Origin of the sequence: Pseudomonas sp. W22_MBD1_FP4 (assembly GCF_052113765.1) — a bacterium.
Classification (GTDB): Bacteria; Pseudomonadota; Gammaproteobacteria; order Pseudomonadales; family Pseudomonadaceae; genus Aquipseudomonas; species Aquipseudomonas sivasensis.
The window spans coordinates 32,078-50,687 of the sequence record NZ_JBGQOI010000025.1 but is presented as its reverse complement, the minus strand read 5'-3'; the positions used below and the strand labels follow the sequence as shown (position 1 = coordinate 50,687).

Annotated in this window: 15 protein-coding genes; 5 read left to right on the top strand and 10 right to left on the bottom strand. The window is 60.2% G+C overall.

Annotated elements, in window-relative coordinates; genetic code table 11:
• Positions 1-275: 275 nt before the first annotated feature.
• Complete coding sequence (gene mltF / locus ACEN2T_RS25455; RefSeq protein ID WP_032890750.1) at positions 276-1,736, top strand: membrane-bound lytic murein transglycosylase MltF; 1,461 nt, start codon at positions 276-278, stop codon at positions 1,734-1,736.
• Positions 1,737-1,804: 68 nt separating this feature from the next.
• Here mltF and ACEN2T_RS25450 read toward each other — a convergent pair whose 3' ends face one another.
• The 5 genes from ACEN2T_RS25450 to treP all read right to left on the bottom strand — a co-directional run bounded on the left by ACEN2T_RS25450 (position 1,805) and on the right by treP (position 9,160).
• Entirely contained in the window at positions 1,805-2,104 is a 300-nt protein-coding gene (locus tag ACEN2T_RS25450; RefSeq protein ID WP_442117760.1) for a PTS transporter subunit EIIB, read from the bottom strand.
• Positions 2,105-2,106: 2 nt separating this feature from the next.
• Entirely contained in the window at positions 2,107-4,623 is a 2,517-nt protein-coding gene (gene ptsP / locus ACEN2T_RS25445) for a phosphoenolpyruvate--protein phosphotransferase (protein WP_442117759.1), read from the bottom strand.
• A 49-nt stretch (positions 4,624-4,672) separates the two neighbouring features.
• Positions 4,673-5,893, bottom strand: a complete 1,221-nt coding sequence (locus ACEN2T_RS25440; protein WP_442117758.1) for a maltoporin — start codon at positions 5,891-5,893, stop codon at positions 4,673-4,675.
• 72 nt (positions 5,894-5,965) lie between these two features.
• Positions 5,966-7,612: an alpha,alpha-phosphotrehalase gene (gene treC, locus ACEN2T_RS25435; protein WP_122753163.1), complete on the bottom strand. Its 1,647-nt coding sequence runs from the start codon at positions 7,610-7,612 to the stop codon at positions 5,966-5,968.
• A 105-nt stretch (positions 7,613-7,717) separates the two neighbouring features.
• Positions 7,718-9,160 carry a PTS system trehalose-specific EIIBC component gene (treP, locus tag ACEN2T_RS25430; RefSeq protein ID WP_032890740.1) on the bottom strand — a complete coding sequence of 481 codons (1,443 nt, stop codon included), beginning with the start codon at positions 9,158-9,160 and terminating at the stop codon, positions 7,718-7,720.
• Between the two features lie 227 nt (positions 9,161-9,387).
• On the opposite strand from treP, the gene treR reads away from it, so the two are divergent.
• Together treR and ACEN2T_RS25420 are read left to right on the top strand one after the other, a co-directional pair.
• Entirely contained in the window at positions 9,388-10,092 is a 705-nt protein-coding gene (gene treR / locus ACEN2T_RS25425) for a trehalose operon repressor (RefSeq protein ID WP_032890738.1), read from the top strand.
• Positions 10,093-10,111: 19 nt separating this feature from the next.
• On the top strand, positions 10,112-10,882 hold the full coding sequence (locus tag ACEN2T_RS25420; RefSeq protein ID WP_442117757.1) for an APH(3')-II family aminoglycoside O-phosphotransferase: 771 nt from the start codon (positions 10,112-10,114) through the stop codon (positions 10,880-10,882).
• Positions 10,883-10,910: 28 nt separating this feature from the next.
• Here ACEN2T_RS25420 and ACEN2T_RS25415 read toward each other — a convergent pair whose 3' ends face one another.
• The 5 genes from ACEN2T_RS25415 to ACEN2T_RS25395 form a co-directional block, all read right to left on the bottom strand.
• Positions 10,911-11,318: a hypothetical protein gene (locus tag ACEN2T_RS25415; protein ID WP_032890734.1), complete on the bottom strand. Its 408-nt coding sequence runs from the start codon at positions 11,316-11,318 to the stop codon at positions 10,911-10,913.
• Between the two features lie 225 nt (positions 11,319-11,543).
• Positions 11,544-13,121 carry a glutamine-hydrolyzing GMP synthase gene (gene guaA / locus ACEN2T_RS25410; protein ID WP_032890732.1) on the bottom strand — a complete coding sequence of 526 codons (1,578 nt, stop codon included), beginning with the start codon at positions 13,119-13,121 and terminating at the stop codon, positions 11,544-11,546.
• Between the two features lie 80 nt (positions 13,122-13,201).
• Positions 13,202-14,671 carry an IMP dehydrogenase gene (gene guaB / locus ACEN2T_RS25405; protein WP_003209646.1) on the bottom strand — a complete coding sequence of 490 codons (1,470 nt, stop codon included), beginning with the start codon at positions 14,669-14,671 and terminating at the stop codon, positions 13,202-13,204.
• 104 nt (positions 14,672-14,775) lie between these two features.
• A complete protein-coding gene (locus ACEN2T_RS25400; protein WP_032890730.1) occupies positions 14,776-15,324 on the bottom strand; it encodes a hypothetical protein in 549 nt (182 codons plus the stop codon).
• Between the two features lie 137 nt (positions 15,325-15,461).
• Positions 15,462-16,229 carry a sulfite exporter TauE/SafE family protein gene (locus ACEN2T_RS25395; RefSeq protein WP_442117756.1) on the bottom strand — a complete coding sequence of 256 codons (768 nt, stop codon included), beginning with the start codon at positions 16,227-16,229 and terminating at the stop codon, positions 15,462-15,464.
• Positions 16,230-16,328: 99 nt separating this feature from the next.
• Here ACEN2T_RS25395 and ACEN2T_RS25390 point away from each other — a divergent pair, with 99 nt between their 5' ends.
• Complete coding sequence (locus ACEN2T_RS25390; protein WP_442117755.1) at positions 16,329-17,219, top strand: LysR family transcriptional regulator; 891 nt, start codon at positions 16,329-16,331, stop codon at positions 17,217-17,219.
• Between the two features lie 10 nt (positions 17,220-17,229).
• The gene (xseA, locus tag ACEN2T_RS25385) at positions 17,230-18,609 is read left to right on the top strand and encodes an exodeoxyribonuclease VII large subunit (protein WP_122680807.1); all 1,380 of its coding nucleotides are present in this window, start codon (positions 17,230-17,232) and stop codon (positions 18,607-18,609) included.
• Position 18,610 lies beyond the last annotated feature (1 nt).

Here is an 18,610-nt window from a genome sequence, read left to right as displayed (position 1 = left end):
CCTCGGGAAGGGGTGTGCTTTGAGGCCGTGCATTCTAGCGTAAACCATCGCCAACGGCACCCGAAACGGCATCGCTGGCTGCTGCCGGACGTCAGTTGGCACGGTTTGCACACTATCGGGGCGTTATCCAAGGCATTGCGCGTAGTTATTTTAACCGTCACATTTGCCCGCCAAGCCACGTTTCTGCGGGCTGCAGCACAGTTTTGGCGGCGCTAGCAGACAAGTCCCCCGCTGTCGAGATATGGCGCCGTGGGCCGTTTGCGTATACTGCGCAGATGTTCTCACCAACTGCTTTGCGCCCGCGATGCGCCAAATGGCTCATCGCCACCGGACTCTTCCTGATGCTCAGCGCCTGTGTTGATAAACCCAGCACGCTTGAGCGAATCAAGGAGGATGGCGTATTGCGGGTCATTACCCGGAACAGCCCGGCCACGTATTTCCAGGACCGCAACGGTGAAACCGGTTTCGAATACGAACTGGTCAAGCGCTTTGCCGACGACCTGGGCGTGAAGCTGGAGATCGAGACTGCCGACAACCTCGACGACCTGTTCGGCCAACTGGGCAAGACCAATGGCCCGGTGCTCGCCGCCGCCGGCCTGGTCAGCAGCGAGCAGCGCCAGCAACAGGTGCGTTTCTCCCATCCTTACCTTGAAGTCACTCCGCAGGTCATCTACCGCAACGGCCAGTCACGGCCGACGAACGCGGCGGACCTGGTGGGCAAGAAGATCATGGTGCTCAAGGGCAGTACCCACGCCGAGCAATTGGCCGAGCTGAAAAAGCAAAACCCTGCAATCGAGTACGAAGAATCCGACGCGGTTGAGGTGGTCGACCTGCTGCGCATGGTGGACGAGGGGCAAATCGACCTGACCCTGGTGGACTCCAACGAAGTCGCGATGAACCAGGTGTACTTCCCCAACGTACGCGTGGCCTTCGACCTGGGCAACGCCAGCAACCAGAGCTGGGCCGTGGCCGCCGGCGAAGACAACAGCCTGCTCAACGAGATCAACAGCTACCTGGACAAGGTGGAAAAGAACGGCACCCTGCAACGTCTCAAAGACCGCTATTACGGGCACGTCGATGTGCTCGGTTATGTCGGCGCCTACACCTTCGCCCAGCATCTGCAGCAGCGCCTGCCCAAATACGAGAAACACTTCCGGGCCTATGCCAAGGAAGAAAAGGTCGACTGGCGCCTGTTAGCGGCCATCGGCTACCAGGAATCACTGTGGCAACCGGCGGTCACCTCCAAGACCGGCGTGCGCGGCCTGATGATGCTGACACAGAACACCGCACAGGCCATGGGCGTGTCCAACCGCCTGGATCCCAAGCAGAGCATCATGGGCGGCGCCAAGTACCTGGCCAAAATCAAGGATGAGTTGGACGACAGCATCGCCGAGCCGGACCGCACCTGGTTTGCCCTCGCCGCCTATAACGTCGGCACCGGCCATCTGGACGACGCGCGCACCCTGGCGAAGAAAGAAGGCCTGAACCCGAACAAGTGGTTGGATGTGAAGAAAATGCTGCCGCGCCTGTCGCAGAAGCAGTGGTACAGCAAGACCCGCTACGGCTACGCCCGGGGCGGTGAGCCGGTGCACTTTGTGGCGAACATCCGGCGCTACTACGACATTCTGACGTGGGTGACGCAGCCGCAGCTGGAAGGCAACCAGGTGGTCGAAGGCAACCTGCATGTGCCAGGTGTGGACAAGACCAAGCCTGCGGAAGACAACCCTAAGCTCTAAACGCCACCAACCAGCGCGGGACAAGCCCGCTCACCACAAGCAAGTAAATTACACCCCATTCAAACGGCTCACATTCGATCACGGTAGTCTTGTAGGCCAGTGATCAGGTGCACCACACCTCCCGCCAACACCATCACACCCGGCACACCCGCCGCTTTCAACGCTGCCTCATCCAACCGCCCCACATCCTGCAATTGCACCCTAACCCGCGTCAGTGCCACACGCTGTTGCGACGTGAGGTTATCCGCGCCACCCAACGCACTCAGCACGTCGGCCGACACTAGACTCTGCGTCGGCGCCTCGACCGTTTCGGCAATCAAATCCGGGGTCAGGGCTTTCCAGAACGCCTGCTTTAATTTATCCAACATGCTCAGTTCTCCAGCACAGATGAGGTTTCGACGGTCGCCGCGTGAAAGCCACGCAAGGCCTCGCGCACTTGGGCGGCCTCTTCCAGGCCCAGCACCTGACGGGCAATGCTCTGGCAGTCGACCAGGTCCAGCTCGCGCACGGTGGCCTTGATGGTCGGGATCAACGGCACGCTGACCGATAACTCATCCACCCCCAGCCCGATCAGCACCGGCACCGCCAGCGCTTCGGACGCCAGCGCGCCGCATACGCCAACCCACTTGCCATGGGCATGGGCGGCCTTGACGGTGGTGGCGATCAAGCGCAATACCGCCGGGTGAAAGCTGTCCGCCTGGCTGGCCAGGCGTGGGTGGTCGCGATCCATGGCCAGGGTGTATTGGGTCAGGTCGTTGGTGCCGATGGAGAAGAAATCCACATGGGGCGCAAACACGTCTGCCATCAACGCCGCAGAGGGCACTTCGATCATGATCCCCAGCTTCGGCAACTCGCCCCCCCCCAGCGCCAGCGCTTCTTCTTCGAGAATCCTGCGGGCCAGGTGCAGTTCCGACAGCAGGCTGACCATCGGCAACATGATATGCAGCCGCGCCAGGCCGGCGCTGGCGAGGATCGCGCGGAACTGTTCGCGCAACAGTTCCGGGCGCTCCAGGCACAGGCGAATGCCGCGCAAGCCCAGGAACGGGTTGGTCTCGGCCTCCATCGGCACGTAGGCCAGCGGTTTGTCGCCGCCCACGTCCAACGTGCGCACAACCAGGTTGCGCTCAGCGCCCAGGGCGCGGGCGATGGCCGTGTAGGTGCTGGCCTGCTCCTCCGGGCTCGGCGCGCGGCTGCGGTCGAGGTACAGAAACTCCGAACGCAGCAAGCCGACCCCTTCACCGCCGAGAGTCAGTGACTGCTCCACCTCCTGCAATGAGGCGACGTTGGCCGTGACCTCAACGTGATGGCCGTCGCGCGTGATGGCGGGCAACGCAGCCTGTGCAACGTCGCGCTGCTGTCGCTGTGCCTGTTGTTGACGTGCGGCTTTCAACTGTTCGATCTCAGCCTGGTTCGGCTCCAAGTGCAGCTCACCCTTATCGGCATCCAGCAGGACGTGTTTGCCGTTGGCCAGCGCCAGTACTTGCACGGGCACACCACAGATCGCTGGCAAACCCAAAGCACGGGCGAGGATCGCCACATGGCTGGTCGCACCGCCGCCGACCGTAACAAACCCCAACACCTTGCCGGTGTCGAGGCTGGCGGTTTGTGACGGGGTCAGTTGCTCGGCGATCAAGATGGCGCGCTCGGGCAGATCCCAGGCGCGGTCCTCAATTTCCAGGATCAGTTTGAGTACGCGCTGGCCCACATCGGCCAGGTCCGCTGCACGCTCAGCGATCAGCGCATTGCCCAGCCCCTGGAACAACTTGACCGTGGCCGCCGTGGCGCTGTGCCAGGAAAATGCTGCGCTTTTGCCAGCGGCGAGCAGGCCATGGGCGTGTTCCAGCAGGGTCGGGTCTTCGAGCAATTCCTGATGAGCACGAAAAATCTCCGCCTGGGCACTGCCGACCGCCTTGGCTTGCAAGGTTTGCAGCGCTTCCGTAGCAGCCCGCAGCGCACGCGCCAGCGCGGCACGCTCGACCGCTTCGCCCGCGCCCTTTTCAGGGATGTTCAGCTCAGGCTCAGCCACCTGCACCACATGACCACACGCCGAACCCGGCGATGCGCAAACACCTCGCAGCACAGTCGCAGACACCACCGACTCAACCACCGCCACCGTTGCCGCGACCGGCTCGCCGCACCCTTGCGCCAGCAATTCCACCAACGCCTTGATGGCCGCCTCAGCCTCTTCTCCCGCCGCACTCACCTGCAAGATATCGCCCTGCACGGTTTGCAGCGCCATGATCGCCACCAGGGATTTCGCGTTGGCGCTTTGGGTTTGCTTGTGCAGATAAATGCTCGCATTGAACCCCTTCGCCGCCTGGGCAAATACCGCCGCCGGGCGCGCGTGCAGGCCATTGGCGTTGGGCAGGCTCAGCGGTTTGGAGAACAGCGCATCACCCTCCTCCTCGCTTGCAGCTTCAATCGGCTCGCCTGGGGATACCTGCAACAGCGGCTGGCCGATGTCTACAGCACCGTTTGCCAGCAGGGTGAACGGTTCGCCGCTGACCACGAGCATCAGGGTCAGCAAACTGCGGGCATTGAGCGCCACGTAGTCAGCGTCAATTTCGATCAGCGGCTCGCCGGCCTCCACCCGCTGGCCTTCTTCGACCAATCGGGTGAAGCCCTTGCCCGCCAGGTTCACGGTATCCAGGCCGATATGCATCAGCACCTGCACGCCGTTGTCGTTCGTGATACTCACCGCGTGCCCCGTGTTCTGAATATTGCTGACCACCCCGGTCAACGGTGCGCACAAGGTCTGCGAGGTGGGATCGATGCACAGGCCGTCGCCGATCATGCGGCTGGCGAACACCGGGTCCGGCACCTGATCCAGCGCCAGCAGCACGCCGGATAAAGGCGCCAGCAATTCCAGGGGTTGAGTTGCGGTCATGACGTCACCTGCTGTTTGGTTCTGTAAAAATCATTGGGCAGAAGAGGGATCACTTCCACCAATACTCGACCTGCACACCAAAGTTCGATCCATGCCGCGCGGTGCCGTAGGACCCGGTGTCGGATAACGCCGAACCAGCCGCCAGTTCATTCGCCGCACGCTTGGCAGCTTCGTTCCAGGTGGCATAGGTGTAGTACAAGCGCACTTCGGGCCGTGCCCAGAAATCCGGACCTTTGGGCGACCATGTCGGGGCGAAGGTGAATTTGCTCAACTTGCGCGTACCGCCGCTGGCATCGACTTGATCATGGCCCAGCTCGGTGACCAGTTTGAATTGCTCGCTGAGGGCATAGGCCGGGCGCACGCCGATGGACATCCAGGTCTGGTCCTGGCTGCCGGGGCGAATATCCTTCTGGTACACCGCCTCGATCTGCCCACCAAAGCGCGGGGTCACTTGCCAGTCGAAGAACTCCACGGCGCGATAACTTTTGCTGCTTTTATCCAGGAAGGTATTGCCGGTGTAGCCCAGGCCAGTGCCGGGGCCTTCGCCGTATTGCAGGGCGAATTTGTTCTTGCCGCCGAGGAAAGGTTTTTGCACGTGCTGCGCTGTCAGTGCCCAGCCGCTGTTGGTATCGCGACCGCCGGCTTTCTCGATATAGCTCAAGCCCAGCTCCAGCTCGCCGCTGGGGTTGGTCTTGAAGCCCGCGACGTTGAAGTCGTGACGGGTGGCGTATTCCTTCTGGTACAGGTTGTCCTTGCGCGAAATGGCGTAGCTGTATTTAAGGTCGCCGATCAGCACGTCCTCGATGCCGCCGCCGGTGGCGCTCTGGTTCCAGTAGTAGAAATCGGAGATATGGATGTCGTTACGTTTGTAGTAACGCCGACCGGCCCACACCGAACCGCCGTTGAGGGCGGGCAGGTTCGACCATTGCGCATACATCTGCGGCATGCGCGCCGAGCCGTTATTCTCGCCCTGGAATTTCAGCTCGCGGTCGTACTTGTTGTAGAGGGAAGCCATGGCATCGACGCTAAGCACCGAGCCATCGTCAAAGGTCAGCAGGTCCTGGCGCAGTTCCAGTTCGCCGTATTGCTCGCATTCATTACCCAAACGATATTTGGATTGCGCGCCCGGAAGTTGGAAACATTGCTGCGGGCCACTGCCGGTTGACGTCCCCGCGCCACTACGCAAATAGCCGGCGAATTCGAGGGCTTGAGCGCCGAGAGGCAGGCTCAGGCAGGATGCAACGAGGCCCAACTTTATTGTTGTTTTCATGAAGCACTCCGATATTTTTATTATGTTTTTTTGCAGCGCCCCCGCACTCCCATACGGGGGTTACAACGGGTCTTAGTCCTTGAGATGCAGCACGAAGGATTCGTAAGGGCGCAGCACCACCGAAGACGTACGCCGCGGACAGTCGGGGTAATTGCTGATCAACAGACGCTGCTCGCTCGCCGCACTGATCACGCTCTCGGGCAGTTGGATGTCACAGGGCTGCCCGTAGAAATTGTTCAGCACCAGTAGGCGTTCGCCGTGGCCCTCGCGCAGGTAAGCCCAGACTTGGGGATGGTCTTGCAGCAGTTCGCAGTAAACGCCCTCTTGAATCAGCGGTTCGTGACGACGCAAGGCGATCAGCGCGCGGTAGTGATGCAGCACCGAGTCCGGGTCATCACGCTGGCTGTCGACATTGATCTGCGCCGCATTGGCCGCAACGCCGATCCACGGCTCGCCACTGCTGAAACCAGCGTTGGCCTGCGTGTTCCACTGCATCGGTGTGCGTCCGTTATCGCGGGATTTCTGCATGATCGCCGCCATGCTCGACGCCTCGGATTCACCGGCATCGCGCTTGAGGCGATAGATATTGAGGGTCTCCACATCGCGGTACTGTTCGATCGCGTCGAAACCCGGATTGGTCATGCCCAACTCTTCGCCCTGGTACACGAACGGTGTGCCCTGGAGGAAGTGCAGCGCCGTGGCGAGCATCTTCGCCGAGACCACGCGGTGTTCACCGTCATCCCCAAAGCGCGAGACCACTCGCGGCTGGTCGTGGTTACACCAGAACAATGCATTCCAACCGCCACCGGCCTGCATGCCCAGTTGCCAGTCAGACAAGATCCGCTTGAGTTGCAGGAAATCGAAGTCGGCCTTTACCCACTTCTGCAGGTTGGGGTAATCCACTTTCAGGTGATGAAAGTTGAAGGTCATCGACAGTTCTTTCGACTCAGGCCGAGAGTAACGAATGCAGTGTTCCAGGCTGGTGGACGACATTTCGCCGACGTTGATCAGGTCATGGCCTTCGAAGACTTCGCGGTGCATCTCTTGCAGGTATTCGTGCACGTTGGGGCCGTCGGTGTAGAAGCGGCGGCCGTCACTGGTGTCTTCGGGGAAGTCGGCAGGCTTGGAGATCAGGTTGATCACGTCCAGCCGGAAACCGCCTACGCCTTTGTCGCGCCAGAAGCGCATCAGCTTGAACACTTCGGCACGGACCTTGGGGTTGTCCCAGTTGAGGTCGGCCTGGGTGTGGTCAAACAGGTGCAGGAAGTACTGGCCGGTCTGCGCTTCGTATTCCCAGGCCGAGCCGCCGAACTTGGATTCCCAGTTGTTCGGCTGGTCACGCCAGATGTAGAAGTCGCGGTACGGGTTGTCGAGGCTGCTGCGCGCTTGTTGGAACCACTCGTGCTCGATGGAGGTGTGGTTGACCACGATGTCGAGCATCAACTTGATTCCGCGCTTGGCCGCTTCGCTGATGAGCAGGTCGCAGTCGGCCATGGTCCCGTAGCTGGGGTCGATGGCGTAGTAGTCGCTGATGTCGTAGCCGTTGTCCCGTTGCGGCGAGCGCAGGAACGGCGTGATCCACAGGCAATCCACGCCCAGCCATTGGAGGTAATCGAGTTTGTCCACGATGCCCAGCAGGTCACCGGTGGCGTTACCCGCGTGGCTGTGGAAGCTTTTGGGGTAGATCTGGTAGATCACCGAGTGTTGCCAGGTTTGCATGCTGGGTTCCTTCAGTTGAATTGTGTGCCGGCCTCTTGGGCCCTATCGCCGGCACAGGGGAGCGCGGTCAAATGTGGGAGGGGGCTTGCCCCCGATAGCGGTCGATCAGGCGACGCGATAACCCGGCCGAACAATCTTCATGCTCAACGCACAGGTCAGAACAAACGGCACCACCATCGCGACCACCATCCCAATCACAAACATCGGAATGGCACTCGGCACGATCGAAATAAACCCAGGCAAGCCACCCACCCCGATGGCCGACGCCTGCACCTTGTTCATCGACAGGAAAATGCTGCCCAGCGCCGAGCCGAGCAATGCCGCATAGAACGGAAACTTGAAGCGCAGGTTCACCCCGAACATCGCCGGCTCAGTGATACCGAAGTACGCGGAAATCGCCGAGGTCGAGGCCATGCTTTTGTCCCGCGCATTACGGGTCATGTAGAACACCGCGAGCGCGGCGCTGCCCTGGGCCAGGTTGGACATCACGATCATCGGCCAGATAAAGGTGCCGCCTTGGGTGGAAATCAGTTGCAGGTCCACGGCGAGGAACATGTGGTGCATGCCGGTGATCACCAACGGTGCATACAGCAGGCCGAAAATCGCCCCGCCGAGCATGGGCGCCAGGTCAAACAGGGTGACCACGCCTTCGGTGATCAGGATGCCGAGGTGACGGGTCACCGGGCCGATGATCGCCAACGCCAGCACGCCGGTAACGACGATGGTGGTGATCGGCACGACCAGCAGTTGAATGGCATTGGGCACGCGAGCACGCAGCCATTTCTCGATGACGCTCATCACATACGCCGCCATCAGGATCGGCAGGATCTGCCCCTGGTAGCCGACTTTCTCGATCTTGAACCAGCCGAAAATATCGAAATACGGCAGGCTCTGGCCGTCGAGCCCCGCCACCGCCTTGCCGTAGTTCCAGGCATTGAGCAGGTCCGGGTGCACCAGCATCAACCCGAGCACGATGCCGAGGATTTCACTGCCGCCAAACCGCTTCGCCGCCGACCAGCCCACCAGCGCCGGCAGGAACACGAACGAGGTGTTGGCCATCAGGTTGATCAGGCTCCAGAGGCCATCCAGGTTCGGATACGCCTCCAGCAACGTCTTGCCCTCGATGAACATGCCCTTGGCGCCCATCAAGTTGTTCACGCCCATCAGCAGGCCGGCGATGATCAGCGCAGGCAGGATCGGCATGAACACATCGGAAAACACCCGCACCAGACGCTGCATGGCGTTGGTCTTGTCGGCGCCCTTCTTCTTTACGTCGGCGATGGTGGCAGCGGCGAGGCCGGTCTGTTCGCGCAGGGCGGCGTAGACCTTTTCCACTTCGCCGGGGCCGATGACCACTTGGAACAGACCACCGGTGAAGAACGAGCCTTTGACCAGATCGACCTGGTTCAGCGCGCTGTTATTGACCAGGCTTGGGTCCTTGAGCGCCAGGCGCAGGCGGGTCACGCAGTGGGCAGCTTGCTCAAGGTTTTCGCGCCCCCCGAGGTTGTCGAGAATCTCGCGGGCGATCGTTGAATAGTCGTGGCTCATGCTTGGTTTCCACTTTGATTTTTTTATTTGAGGGCAGTCATTGGCAGCACGCCGAAGCCAAAAGTACTCGTCTGTACGAGTTAAAGCAACAACTCGTACAGACGAGTTTAAAAATATTGGCTTACCGCTTTCCAAGGCCCAATGGACAAACCCCACCGCTGCCACTAAGGTTCCTGCCTTGAACGCACCGTTCACCTACAGAAAGCCGGGCACAGAGCAGCCATCACATGAGCAAATACAACCAGATCTATACGGATCTGCTTGCCAGCATCACCACTGAACGCCTGCAACGCGGTACGCGCCTTCCTTCCGAAACCGAATTGATGGACAGCTACCAGGCCAGCCGTGGCACCGTGCGTCGCGCCATCGAGCAGCTGCAGGAACGCGGCTTTGCGCAAAAAATCCACGGCAAAGGCACCTTCGTCCTGTCGCCCAACCCGATCGAATTTCAACTGGGTGGCATCGTCAGCTTCCACGAAACCCACGCCGACCTGGGCGATGACGTACACACCGAAGTGGTCGAGTTCACGCAGTTCCCGCTGGAAGGCTCATTGCAGCAACACATCGAAGCCGAACCCGGCAGCCTGATCACCCGCATCAAACGCGTGCGGCGCATCGGTGGTAAACGGGTGATTCTCGACATCAACCACTTTGTCGCCGACCTGATCCCTGGCCTGGACCAAGCAATTGCCGAGCAGTCGATCTACGCGTTTATCGAGCAGACCTTGCAGCTGCAGATCAGCTACGCCCAACGCACCATCGAAGCCCTGCCCCGCAGTAAAGACGACCAGACACACCTAGACCTCGACGGCCAAAGCCACGTGATCGTGGTGAGCAACCAGACGTTTTTGCAGGATGGGCGGCAGTTCGAGTACACCGAGTCGCGGCATACGTTGGATAAGTTTTACTTTTCGGATATTGCGCGGCGCTGAGCCGAGAACGGAAAGCACAGTGCATATTCCGAACGCGTGGCGTGAACAGTTCCCGCAAGCGCTGATTGAGCAACAGTCCATCGGTGAATCGCGGGCTGACGTGTTTCGCCTGAGCCAGGGCTGTGGTGCAGACCTGTTCCTTAAGGCCGAGCCCCAGGGAGCGTTCGGTGAGCTTGCGGATGAAGTCGAGCGCCTTCGGTGGCTCCAGCAGGTTAATTTGCCGGCGCCCATCGTGCTGGCTGAGCTGACAGAAAACCATCACCACTGGGTGCTGATGACCGCCCTTCCGGGACAGGACCTGGCCAGCGCCAACACGCTGTCTGCCACGCAAACCATCGACATACTGGCAACGGCCCTGCGTACCTTGCACCAGATACCCATCGCGCAATGCCCCTTCGATCACCCTCTAAAGCAACGCATCGGGCTCGCGCGGGAGCGCGTTCGTGCCGGGCTGGTCGATGAGACAGACTTCGACGACGAACGACTCGGACGCAGCGCGGAAGATGTGCTGGCCGAACTCTTGTCGACTCAGCCAAACACCCATGATCTGGTAGTGGCCCATGGTGACGCCTGCCTGCCAAATTTCATGGCGCAAGGCGGCCGTTTCAGTGGGTTCATCGACTGCGGGCGCCTGGGTATCAGCGACCGATACCAAGACTTGGCGCTCGCGGCACGCAGCATCGGGCGTAACCTTGGGCCGGAATGGGTAAAGCCATTTTTCGAGCGTTACGGTATTGAGCCTGATGAGCAGCGCATGAGGTTTTACTGCTTGCTGGATGAATTCTTCTAACTCGCTTGAAGCCCTGCTGGGGTCGCAATCATTTGGAACGGTGATAGTTATAAAGGTCGCGAAGTTTGCACCCGCTTAGCCACACCGCCAGCAACACAGTCCTCAGCACCAGACACACAGCCCACAGCCACATCAGCAATTGCGCCAGCGCAAGAGCCTCTGGGAATTTCAGGGAGGTCAGAATTACGATGAGCATTACACCGTAGGCGGACTTTCGTAAGTTGAATATCAACAACAACCCTGCCGGCAAGACCCAGACTAGGTAAGCAAGGATGTCCATGGCAGTGAATATCAGCATCTTCTGGCCGAGTGAACTACCCACCCCCACGTATTTCACAATGAACGGCAGGTAAAGCGCGAAGTGAAGCGTTGTACTCAACACCAGGCCCACCAGCATTAGCAACGCGAAGCTTTTGAGCCAGATCCGTATTTTCATAAATGTTCCATCCTTGATTTGGCGGAGCAGAAAATGCCCTGCATCTACTGGCTTAGCCCCCCACTGGAAGACTGTGATACAGCGTTAGTATCGTTGATGAAGTAACTGTCTTAGCGATGCACAAAGCGGCCAGAACTTGCCAGCACCAAAAAACCAAAAGCCCGCAATTACGCGGGCTCCAGGGTATTTCTTGCTAGATCGTACCGGACAATGCCGGACGCCCAATCATTCCCACTCAATCGTCGCTGGCGGCTTGCTCGACACGTCATAAGTAACGCGCGAGATGCCTTCGATCTCATTGATGATACGGCCGCTGACAGTCTCCAGCAGTTCGTACGGCAGGTGGGCCCAGCGGGCGGTCATGAAGTCGATGGTTTCTACGGCACGCAGGGCAACGACCCAGGCGTAACGACGGCCATCGCCGACAACGCCAACCGATTTCACCGGCTGGAACACTACGAACGCCTGACTGACCTTGTGGTACCAGTCGGCCTTGCGCAGTTCTTCGATGAAGATGTGGTCGGCACGACGCAGCAGGTCGGCGTATTCCTTCTTCACTTCACCGAGGATACGCACGCCCAAGCCCGGGCCTGGGAATGGGTGGCGGTAGACCATGTCGTACGGCAGGCCCAGTTCCAGGCCCAGACGACGGACTTCGTCCTTGAACAATTCGCGCAGTGGTTCTACCAGCTTGAGGTTCATTTCCTCAGGCAGGCCACCCACGTTGTGGTGGGACTTGATCACGTGGGCCTTGCCGCTCTTGGCGCCGGCCGACTCGATCACGTCAGGGTAGATGGTGCCTTGGGCGAGGTACTTGATGTTGTCCAGTTTGTTGGACTGGGCATCGAATACGTCGATGAAGGTACGACCGATGATCTTGCGCTTCTTCTCCGGGTCGGACTCGCCGGCCAGGTTGTTGAGGAACTGGTCTTCAGCGTTGGCGCGGATCACCTTGACGCCCATGTTCTCGGCGAACATGGCCATCACTTGCTCACCTTCGTGCAGGCGCAGCAGGCCGTTGTCGACGAACACGCAGGTCAGTTGGTCGCCGATGGCTTTGTGCAGCAGCGCAGCAACCACAGAGGAGTCAACGCCGCCGGACAGGCCGAGCAGCACGTTGTCGGTACCAACCTGGGCACGCACGTTGGCGATGGCGTCTTCAGCGATTTTCGACGGGGTCCACAGGGCTTCACACTCGCAGATGTCGAGGATGAAGCGCGACAGGATGCGGCCGCCTTGCTTGGTGTGGGTCACTTCCGGGTGGAACTGAACGCCGTAGTAACGACGCTCGTCGCTGAACATGCCGGCGATCGGGCAGCTTGGAGTGCTGGCCAGGATGTGGAAGTCTTCCGGCATCTTGGTGACCTTGTCACCGTGGCTCATCCACACGTCGAGGCCGAACAGGCCATCGGCGTCAACGTGGTCTTCGATGCCGTCCAGCAGGCGGCTTTTGCCGACCACATCTACACGGGCATAACCGAATTCACGCAGCTCGGAACCTTCAACCTTGCCGCCCAGTTGCTCGGCCATGGTCTGCATGCCGTAGCAGATACCGAAGACCGGCACGCCCAGGTCGAATACGGCTTGAGGGCAGCGCGGGCTGTTGGCTTCGTGCACGGACTCGGGGCCACCGGCGAGGATGACGCCTTTCGGTGCGAATTCGCGAATCGCTTCGTCATCCATGTCGAACGGGTGCAGTTCGCAATACACGCCGATTTCACGCACGCGGCGGGCGATCAGTTGGGTGTACTGGGAACCGAAGTCGAGGATCAGGATGCGGTGGGCGTGAATGTCGAGGGCCATGAAGTCAGTCTCGTCTAATGAATCAGAAACAACTCGGGGCTGAAGAACAGCCCCGGTTACTTAACATTTTGCTGGAAGCCTCAACCTACGCGGTAGTTTGGCGCTTCCTTGGTGATCTGCACGTCGTGGACATGGGATTCAGCCATGCCGGCGCCGGTGATCCGTACGAACTCTGGCTTGGTGCGCATTTCTTCGATGTCGGCGCTGCCGGTGTAGCCCATCGAAGAACGCAGGCCGCCCATCAGTTGATGGATGATGGCGCTCAGGGTGCCTTTGTAAGGAACACGGCCTTCGATGCCTTCCGGAACGAGCTTCTCGGCGCCTGCCGAGGAGTCCTGGAAGTAACGGTCGGACGAGCCTTGAGCCTGGGACATGGCGCCCAGCGAACCCATGCCACGGTAAGCCTTGTACGAACGGCCCTGGAACAGTTCGATCTCACCCGGTGCTTCTTCGGTACCGGCGAACATCGAGCCCATCATCACGCAGGAGGCACCGGCTACGATGGCCTTGGACAGGTCACCGGAGAAACGGATGCCGCCGTCAGCGATCAACGGAACGCCGGTGCCTTCAAGCGCAGCGGCAACGTTGGCGATGGCGCTGATTTGCGGCACGCCCACACCAGCGACAATACGCGTAGTGCAGATCGAGCCAGGGCCGATACCGACCTTGACTGCGTCAGCGCCGGCTTCGGCCAGGGCCTTGGCCGCTGCGCCGGTGGCGATGTTGCCGCCGATCACCTGCACGTCAGGGAAGTTCTGTTTGACCCAACGTACGCGGTCGATCACGCCTTTGGAGTGACCGTGAGCGGTATCGACCACCACCACGTCCACACCCGCGGCTACCAGGGCTGCAACGCGGTCACCGGTGTCTTTACCGGTACCGACGGCAGCGCCCACGCGCAGACGACCTTGGTCATCCTTGCTGGCCAGCGGGTAAGCCTTGGCTTTTTCGATGTCGTTGACGGTCATCATGCCTTTGAGGGCGAATTTGTCGTCGACGATCAGCACGCGCTCGATGCGGTGCTTGTGCAGCAGTTCGCGCACGTCGTTCTTGTCGGCGCCTTCCTTGACAGTCACGAGGCGCTCTTTAGGCGTCATCACTTCGCGGACGGTGACTTCAAGACGGTTTTCGAAACGCACGTCACGGGAAGTGACGATGCCGACCAGGTCGCCATCGTGCAGCACAGGAACACCGGAGATGTTGTGCAGACGAGTGAGGTCGAACAGATCACGCACGGTGGCGTCGGCTTCGATGGTGATTGGATCTTTCACCACACCGGCTTCGTAACGCTTGACCTTGCGCACTTCGGCAGCTTGCTGCTCGATAGTCATGTTCTTGTGGATGATCCCGATACCGCCTTCCTGCGCCATGGCAATGGCCAGGCGGGCTTCGGTAACGGTGTCCATCGCAGCGGAAACCAGGGGAATATTCAGCTCGATGCCACGGGTTAGGCGGGTCTTGAGACTGACTTCGTTAGGAAGCACCTCGGAATAACCGGGCACTAGGAGAATGTCGTCGAATGTCAGAGCTTCTTGGCTGATACGCAGCATCGCGGGGGCTCCCGAGCGGGAAAATGGAAGCGCGCCATTATATACATGCACCCTGTCGGGCTCAATGTAAAACTCTGACAAACTTGGTAATACTGATAGATGGATTAAAGTTCGACCTTAACCCAACTGATCTTTTGGTCCAGCCAATCGGCGAATTCGTCGATGAAGCTTTGCTTGAACCCCGCCTCTGCCCAGTTATTGAAGATGAATCCCAGGTTGGAAAACCCGCATTCCTGCAGGAACAGAAACCCATTGATGTCATCTTCATGCCCACACAGCGGGCAGGTGAAGTTGTCGGTGTGGCCGGGCATCCAGTCTTCCAGGCTTTCAAACAGCGCCTCGCCGACCTCTTTGCGACATTCCGGGCAGCCGGCTTCTTCGAGAAAGCCCTTGGCCGGGGTGTAGATGCAGCGTTTGTAGATGATCTCCAGGCCGTTGACCGGCTCGTTGAACGGCAGCGCTTCGGGGTGCCGGACCACGGCGCGGGCACCGTCGGCCAGGGCGTAGGCCATGCGGTTGCCGGTGCGCCCGCAAGTGGTGAGTTCTTCCTTGATGATGTTCTTGCGCACCAGCCAACGCACGATCGCCCGCGCGCGGGGTTCGTGAACGGGCAAGGTGGAGATTTTCGGGACAAGGATGCTTTGGGAGTTCATGAGAGTCCTGCGGTGTGGCTTCTGGCGTCATCGCGGGCAAGCCCGGCTCCCATATTGGAATGCGCTCAACTGTGGGAGCCGGGCTTGCCCGCGATGACGCCCGGGAGGCTGGCAGCTTAATCCCTGAAGAAATCCGGTCAAGTGCTCAGATACCGTCCAATCAACGCAATGCCACTGGTCAGCACCAGCCACGTCACTAACCGCACAAACGCCTCACGCGACATACGCATCGTCAACCTACGCCCAAACCACAGCCCAAGGCCCATCGCTGGCAGTAGGCACAGCGCCAACAGCAACAATGGCAGATCCGCGTACACCCCGGCGATCAGGAACAGGCTCAGGCGCACCACGGTACTGCAACTGATCAGCGCACTTTGAGTCGCCCGCGCCGCGTCCTTGGATAATCGGCTGTTCAGATAGATCGCATATAAAAAGCCGCCACTGCCGAACAGCGCGCCAAACAGGCCGCCGACGGTGCCCATGGGAATCGACCAGCCTTTGCCGAGCTGCGTGGGACGGGCTTTTACTGCCAAGGTGTAGACGGCATAGGCGCTGATAAACAGCCCCATCAACAGCAGCAACAAGTCCGAATGCAGATTGAGCAAAAACACCACGCCCAGTGTGCAACCAATGGCCATACACGGCAGCAGCCGCAACAATTCCGACGTATTCACATCCCGCCGCGTTTGCAGCAGGCCGCCAAAGGCGGCGACAAAATCCAGCAGCACCAGCAACGGAATGATCTTCGACAGCGGCATAAACAGAATCAGGATAGGCCCCGCCACCAGCGCCGTCCCGAAGCCGGCAATACCAAACACGATGTACGCCACGACGACACCCAGGCCGATCACCAGCCAATCCACACCGCTAAACGACCACTGGTTCATCAGCTCAAGAGGGCTCATGGAGTCTTCCTTGAAAGAGATAACCATCACTTTAGCCATCGGCGAGGGTTGCGACTAATATCTTCAAAGCCCTCCACCCATCTCGAAAAGGCATGACGCGTGATTTCCACTCGCCAACTGCGCTACTTCGTTGAAATCGCCGACAGCGGCAGCTTCAGCGCCGCCGCCGAACGTCTGTTTGTGGCGCAATCGGCTCTAAGCCGACAGATCAAGGAGCTGGAAAAACAGCTGCAAACGCCATTGTTCGAACGCACCGCGCGTCAGCCACGCCTGACCGCCGCCGGTGAAGCGTTCTACCCGAGGGCACGCAATTTGCTGAGCGAGCTACTCAAGGCCAGTGAAACCGCGACCCAGGTCGGTAACGGCCAGCTCGGCACCCTGCGGCTGAGCCATTCGAGCACCGTGCCGATGAGCGGCGTTTTGTTGCAAGGCATCAACACGTGGTTGGAGCGTTGCCCCGGCGTATCAATGGACATCGTCAAACTGTCATCCGAGGCGCAACTGGAGGAAATCGCCGACGGTAGGCTGGATATCGGACTGCTACGGTTGCCGGTGTTGCGCCAGCGTGAAGGGGTACGTGTGGAGCCCTTATATAAAGAACAATTGCTGCTTGCTGTGCCGCCGAATCACCGTTTGGCACGTAGCTACGAGCCCGTCGACCTGGAACAGCTCAAAGATGAAGCGTTTATCTCGATCCCCCACCCACAGCGTGGCGGCCTGAGTTATCTGGCGGCCGAGCTCTGCATGCGCGCCGGATTTTTCCCTAAGGCTGCGCGGGTCATGTCACGAAAGACCACCCAGCTACAGTTGATCCAGGCCGGCTTTGGTATTGCCTTATTACCAAAATCCATGCAGGACATTGCTCCCGCCAATGTGCACTTTCTACCGCTGGCCGATCCGGATTGCCTGAGCACCGTGGCCCTGGCCTGCCCACCGACGCCGAGCCGGTTGGTTGAGCAGTTCTGTCAAACCTTGCACGAATGCCTATAAACTGCCGCCCATGATTAAAGACCCCTTTGCCCGCCTGGGCCTGGACCGTGAAGTCCTGACTGTCAGCCAACTCAACGGCCGTGCGCGGGTGTTGCTGGAAGACGTGTTCACCAATATCTGGGTCGAAGGCGAGATCTCGAACCTCGCCCGCCCAGCCTCCGGCCATGTGTATTTCACCCTCAAGGACAGCGGCGCCCAAGTGCGTTGTGCGTTGTTTCGAAACAATGCCGCACGGGTGCGCCAGGCGCTGAAAGATGGCCTGGCGGTGAAGGTGCGCGGCAAGGTCTCGCTGTTCGAGGGCCGTGGCGACTACCAACTGATCCTCGACACCGTGGAGCCCGCCGGTGATGGTGCGCTGCGTTTGGCCTTCGATGCCTTGAAGGAAAAGCTCAGCGCCGAAGGCTTGTTCAGTGCCGAGCGTAAGGTCCCACTGCCGGCCCATCCTCGACGCATTGGCATTATCAGTTCGCCCACCGGAGCAGTGATCCGCGACATCATCAGCGTGTTCCGCCGCCGGGCGCCAAACATTGAGCTGACCTTGATCCCGACCGCCGTGCAAGGCCGCGAGGCGATCCCGCAGATTGTCCGCGCGCTGAAACTGGCCGATGCGCGAGGCTTTGACGCACTGATTCTGGCCCGTGGCGGCGGCTCCCTGGAAGACCTCTGGTGCTTCAACGAAGAAGCCGTAGCCCGCGCGGTGGACGCTTGCGTGACCCCCATTGTCAGCGCCGTCGGACATGAAACCGATGTGTCCATCAGCGACTTCGTGGCGGACGTACGCGCCCCTACCCCATCCGCCGCCGCAGAATTGCTGGCACCGGACGCCAGCCATCTGGTGCGTCAGGTGGAAAATCTGCATCGCCGCCTGGTCATGTTGATGCGCAACCGCCTGACCCACGACCGCCTGCGTCTGGAAGGCATGGCCCGTCGCCTGCGCCATCCCGGCGAACGTCTGCGCCAGCAGGCCCAGCGCCTGGATGATCTGGATATGCGCCTGCGCCGTGCGTTTGAACGCAGCCTCAATACCCGTCGCGAGCGTCTGATCCGCCTGGAAACCCGCCTCGCCGGCCAGCACCCCGGCCGTCAACTGGCGCTATTGCGCCAGCGCCTGAACAGCCTCGCCGAACGCTTGCCCCGCGCCATGCGCGAAGGCCTGAAGGCCCGTCGCCTGCAACTGCAAAGCCAGGTGCAGACATTGCAGGTGGTCAGCCCGCTGGCGACCCTGGGCCGTGGTTACAGCATCCTGCTGGATGAGCGCGGCCATGCCATTCGCAACGCGGCGCAAACCCACACCGGCCAGCGTCTCACCGCGCGTCTCGGTGAAGGCCAATTGCAAGTGCGCGTGGAAGACAACCACCTGACACCCGTCACCCTTTCGTTATTGGATTGAT

Coding starts and splice junctions, on each gene's coding strand:
- guaA (WP_032890732.1), bottom strand. CDS start 13,121: ATGGCCCTCGACATTCACGCCCACCGCATCCTGATCCTCGACTTCGGT.
- ACEN2T_RS25395 (WP_442117756.1), bottom strand. CDS start 16,229: ATGAGCCCTCTTGAGCTGATGAACCAGTGGTCGTTTAGCGGTGTGGAT.
- xseA (WP_122680807.1), top strand. CDS start 17,230: ATGATTAAAGACCCCTTTGCCCGCCTGGGCCTGGACCGTGAAGTCCTG.
- ACEN2T_RS25415 (WP_032890734.1), bottom strand. CDS start 11,318: ATGAAAATACGGATCTGGCTCAAAAGCTTCGCGTTGCTAATGCTGGTG.
- ptsP (WP_442117759.1), bottom strand. CDS start 4,623: ATGACCGCAACTCAACCCCTGGAATTGCTGGCGCCTTTATCCGGCGTG.
- treR (WP_032890738.1), top strand. CDS start 9,388: ATGAGCAAATACAACCAGATCTATACGGATCTGCTTGCCAGCATCACC.
- ACEN2T_RS25450 (WP_442117760.1), bottom strand. CDS start 2,104: ATGTTGGATAAATTAAAGCAGGCGTTCTGGAAAGCCCTGACCCCGGAT.
- treP (WP_032890740.1), bottom strand. CDS start 9,160: ATGAGCCACGACTATTCAACGATCGCCCGCGAGATTCTCGACAACCTC.
- ACEN2T_RS25440 (WP_442117758.1), bottom strand. CDS start 5,893: ATGAAAACAACAATAAAGTTGGGCCTCGTTGCATCCTGCCTGAGCCTG.
- mltF (WP_032890750.1), top strand. CDS start 276: ATGTTCTCACCAACTGCTTTGCGCCCGCGATGCGCCAAATGGCTCATC.
- treC (WP_122753163.1), bottom strand. CDS start 7,612: ATGCAAACCTGGCAACACTCGGTGATCTACCAGATCTACCCCAAAAGC.
- guaB (WP_003209646.1), bottom strand. CDS start 14,671: ATGCTGCGTATCAGCCAAGAAGCTCTGACATTCGACGACATTCTCCTA.
- ACEN2T_RS25400 (WP_032890730.1), bottom strand. CDS start 15,324: ATGAACTCCCAAAGCATCCTTGTCCCGAAAATCTCCACCTTGCCCGTT.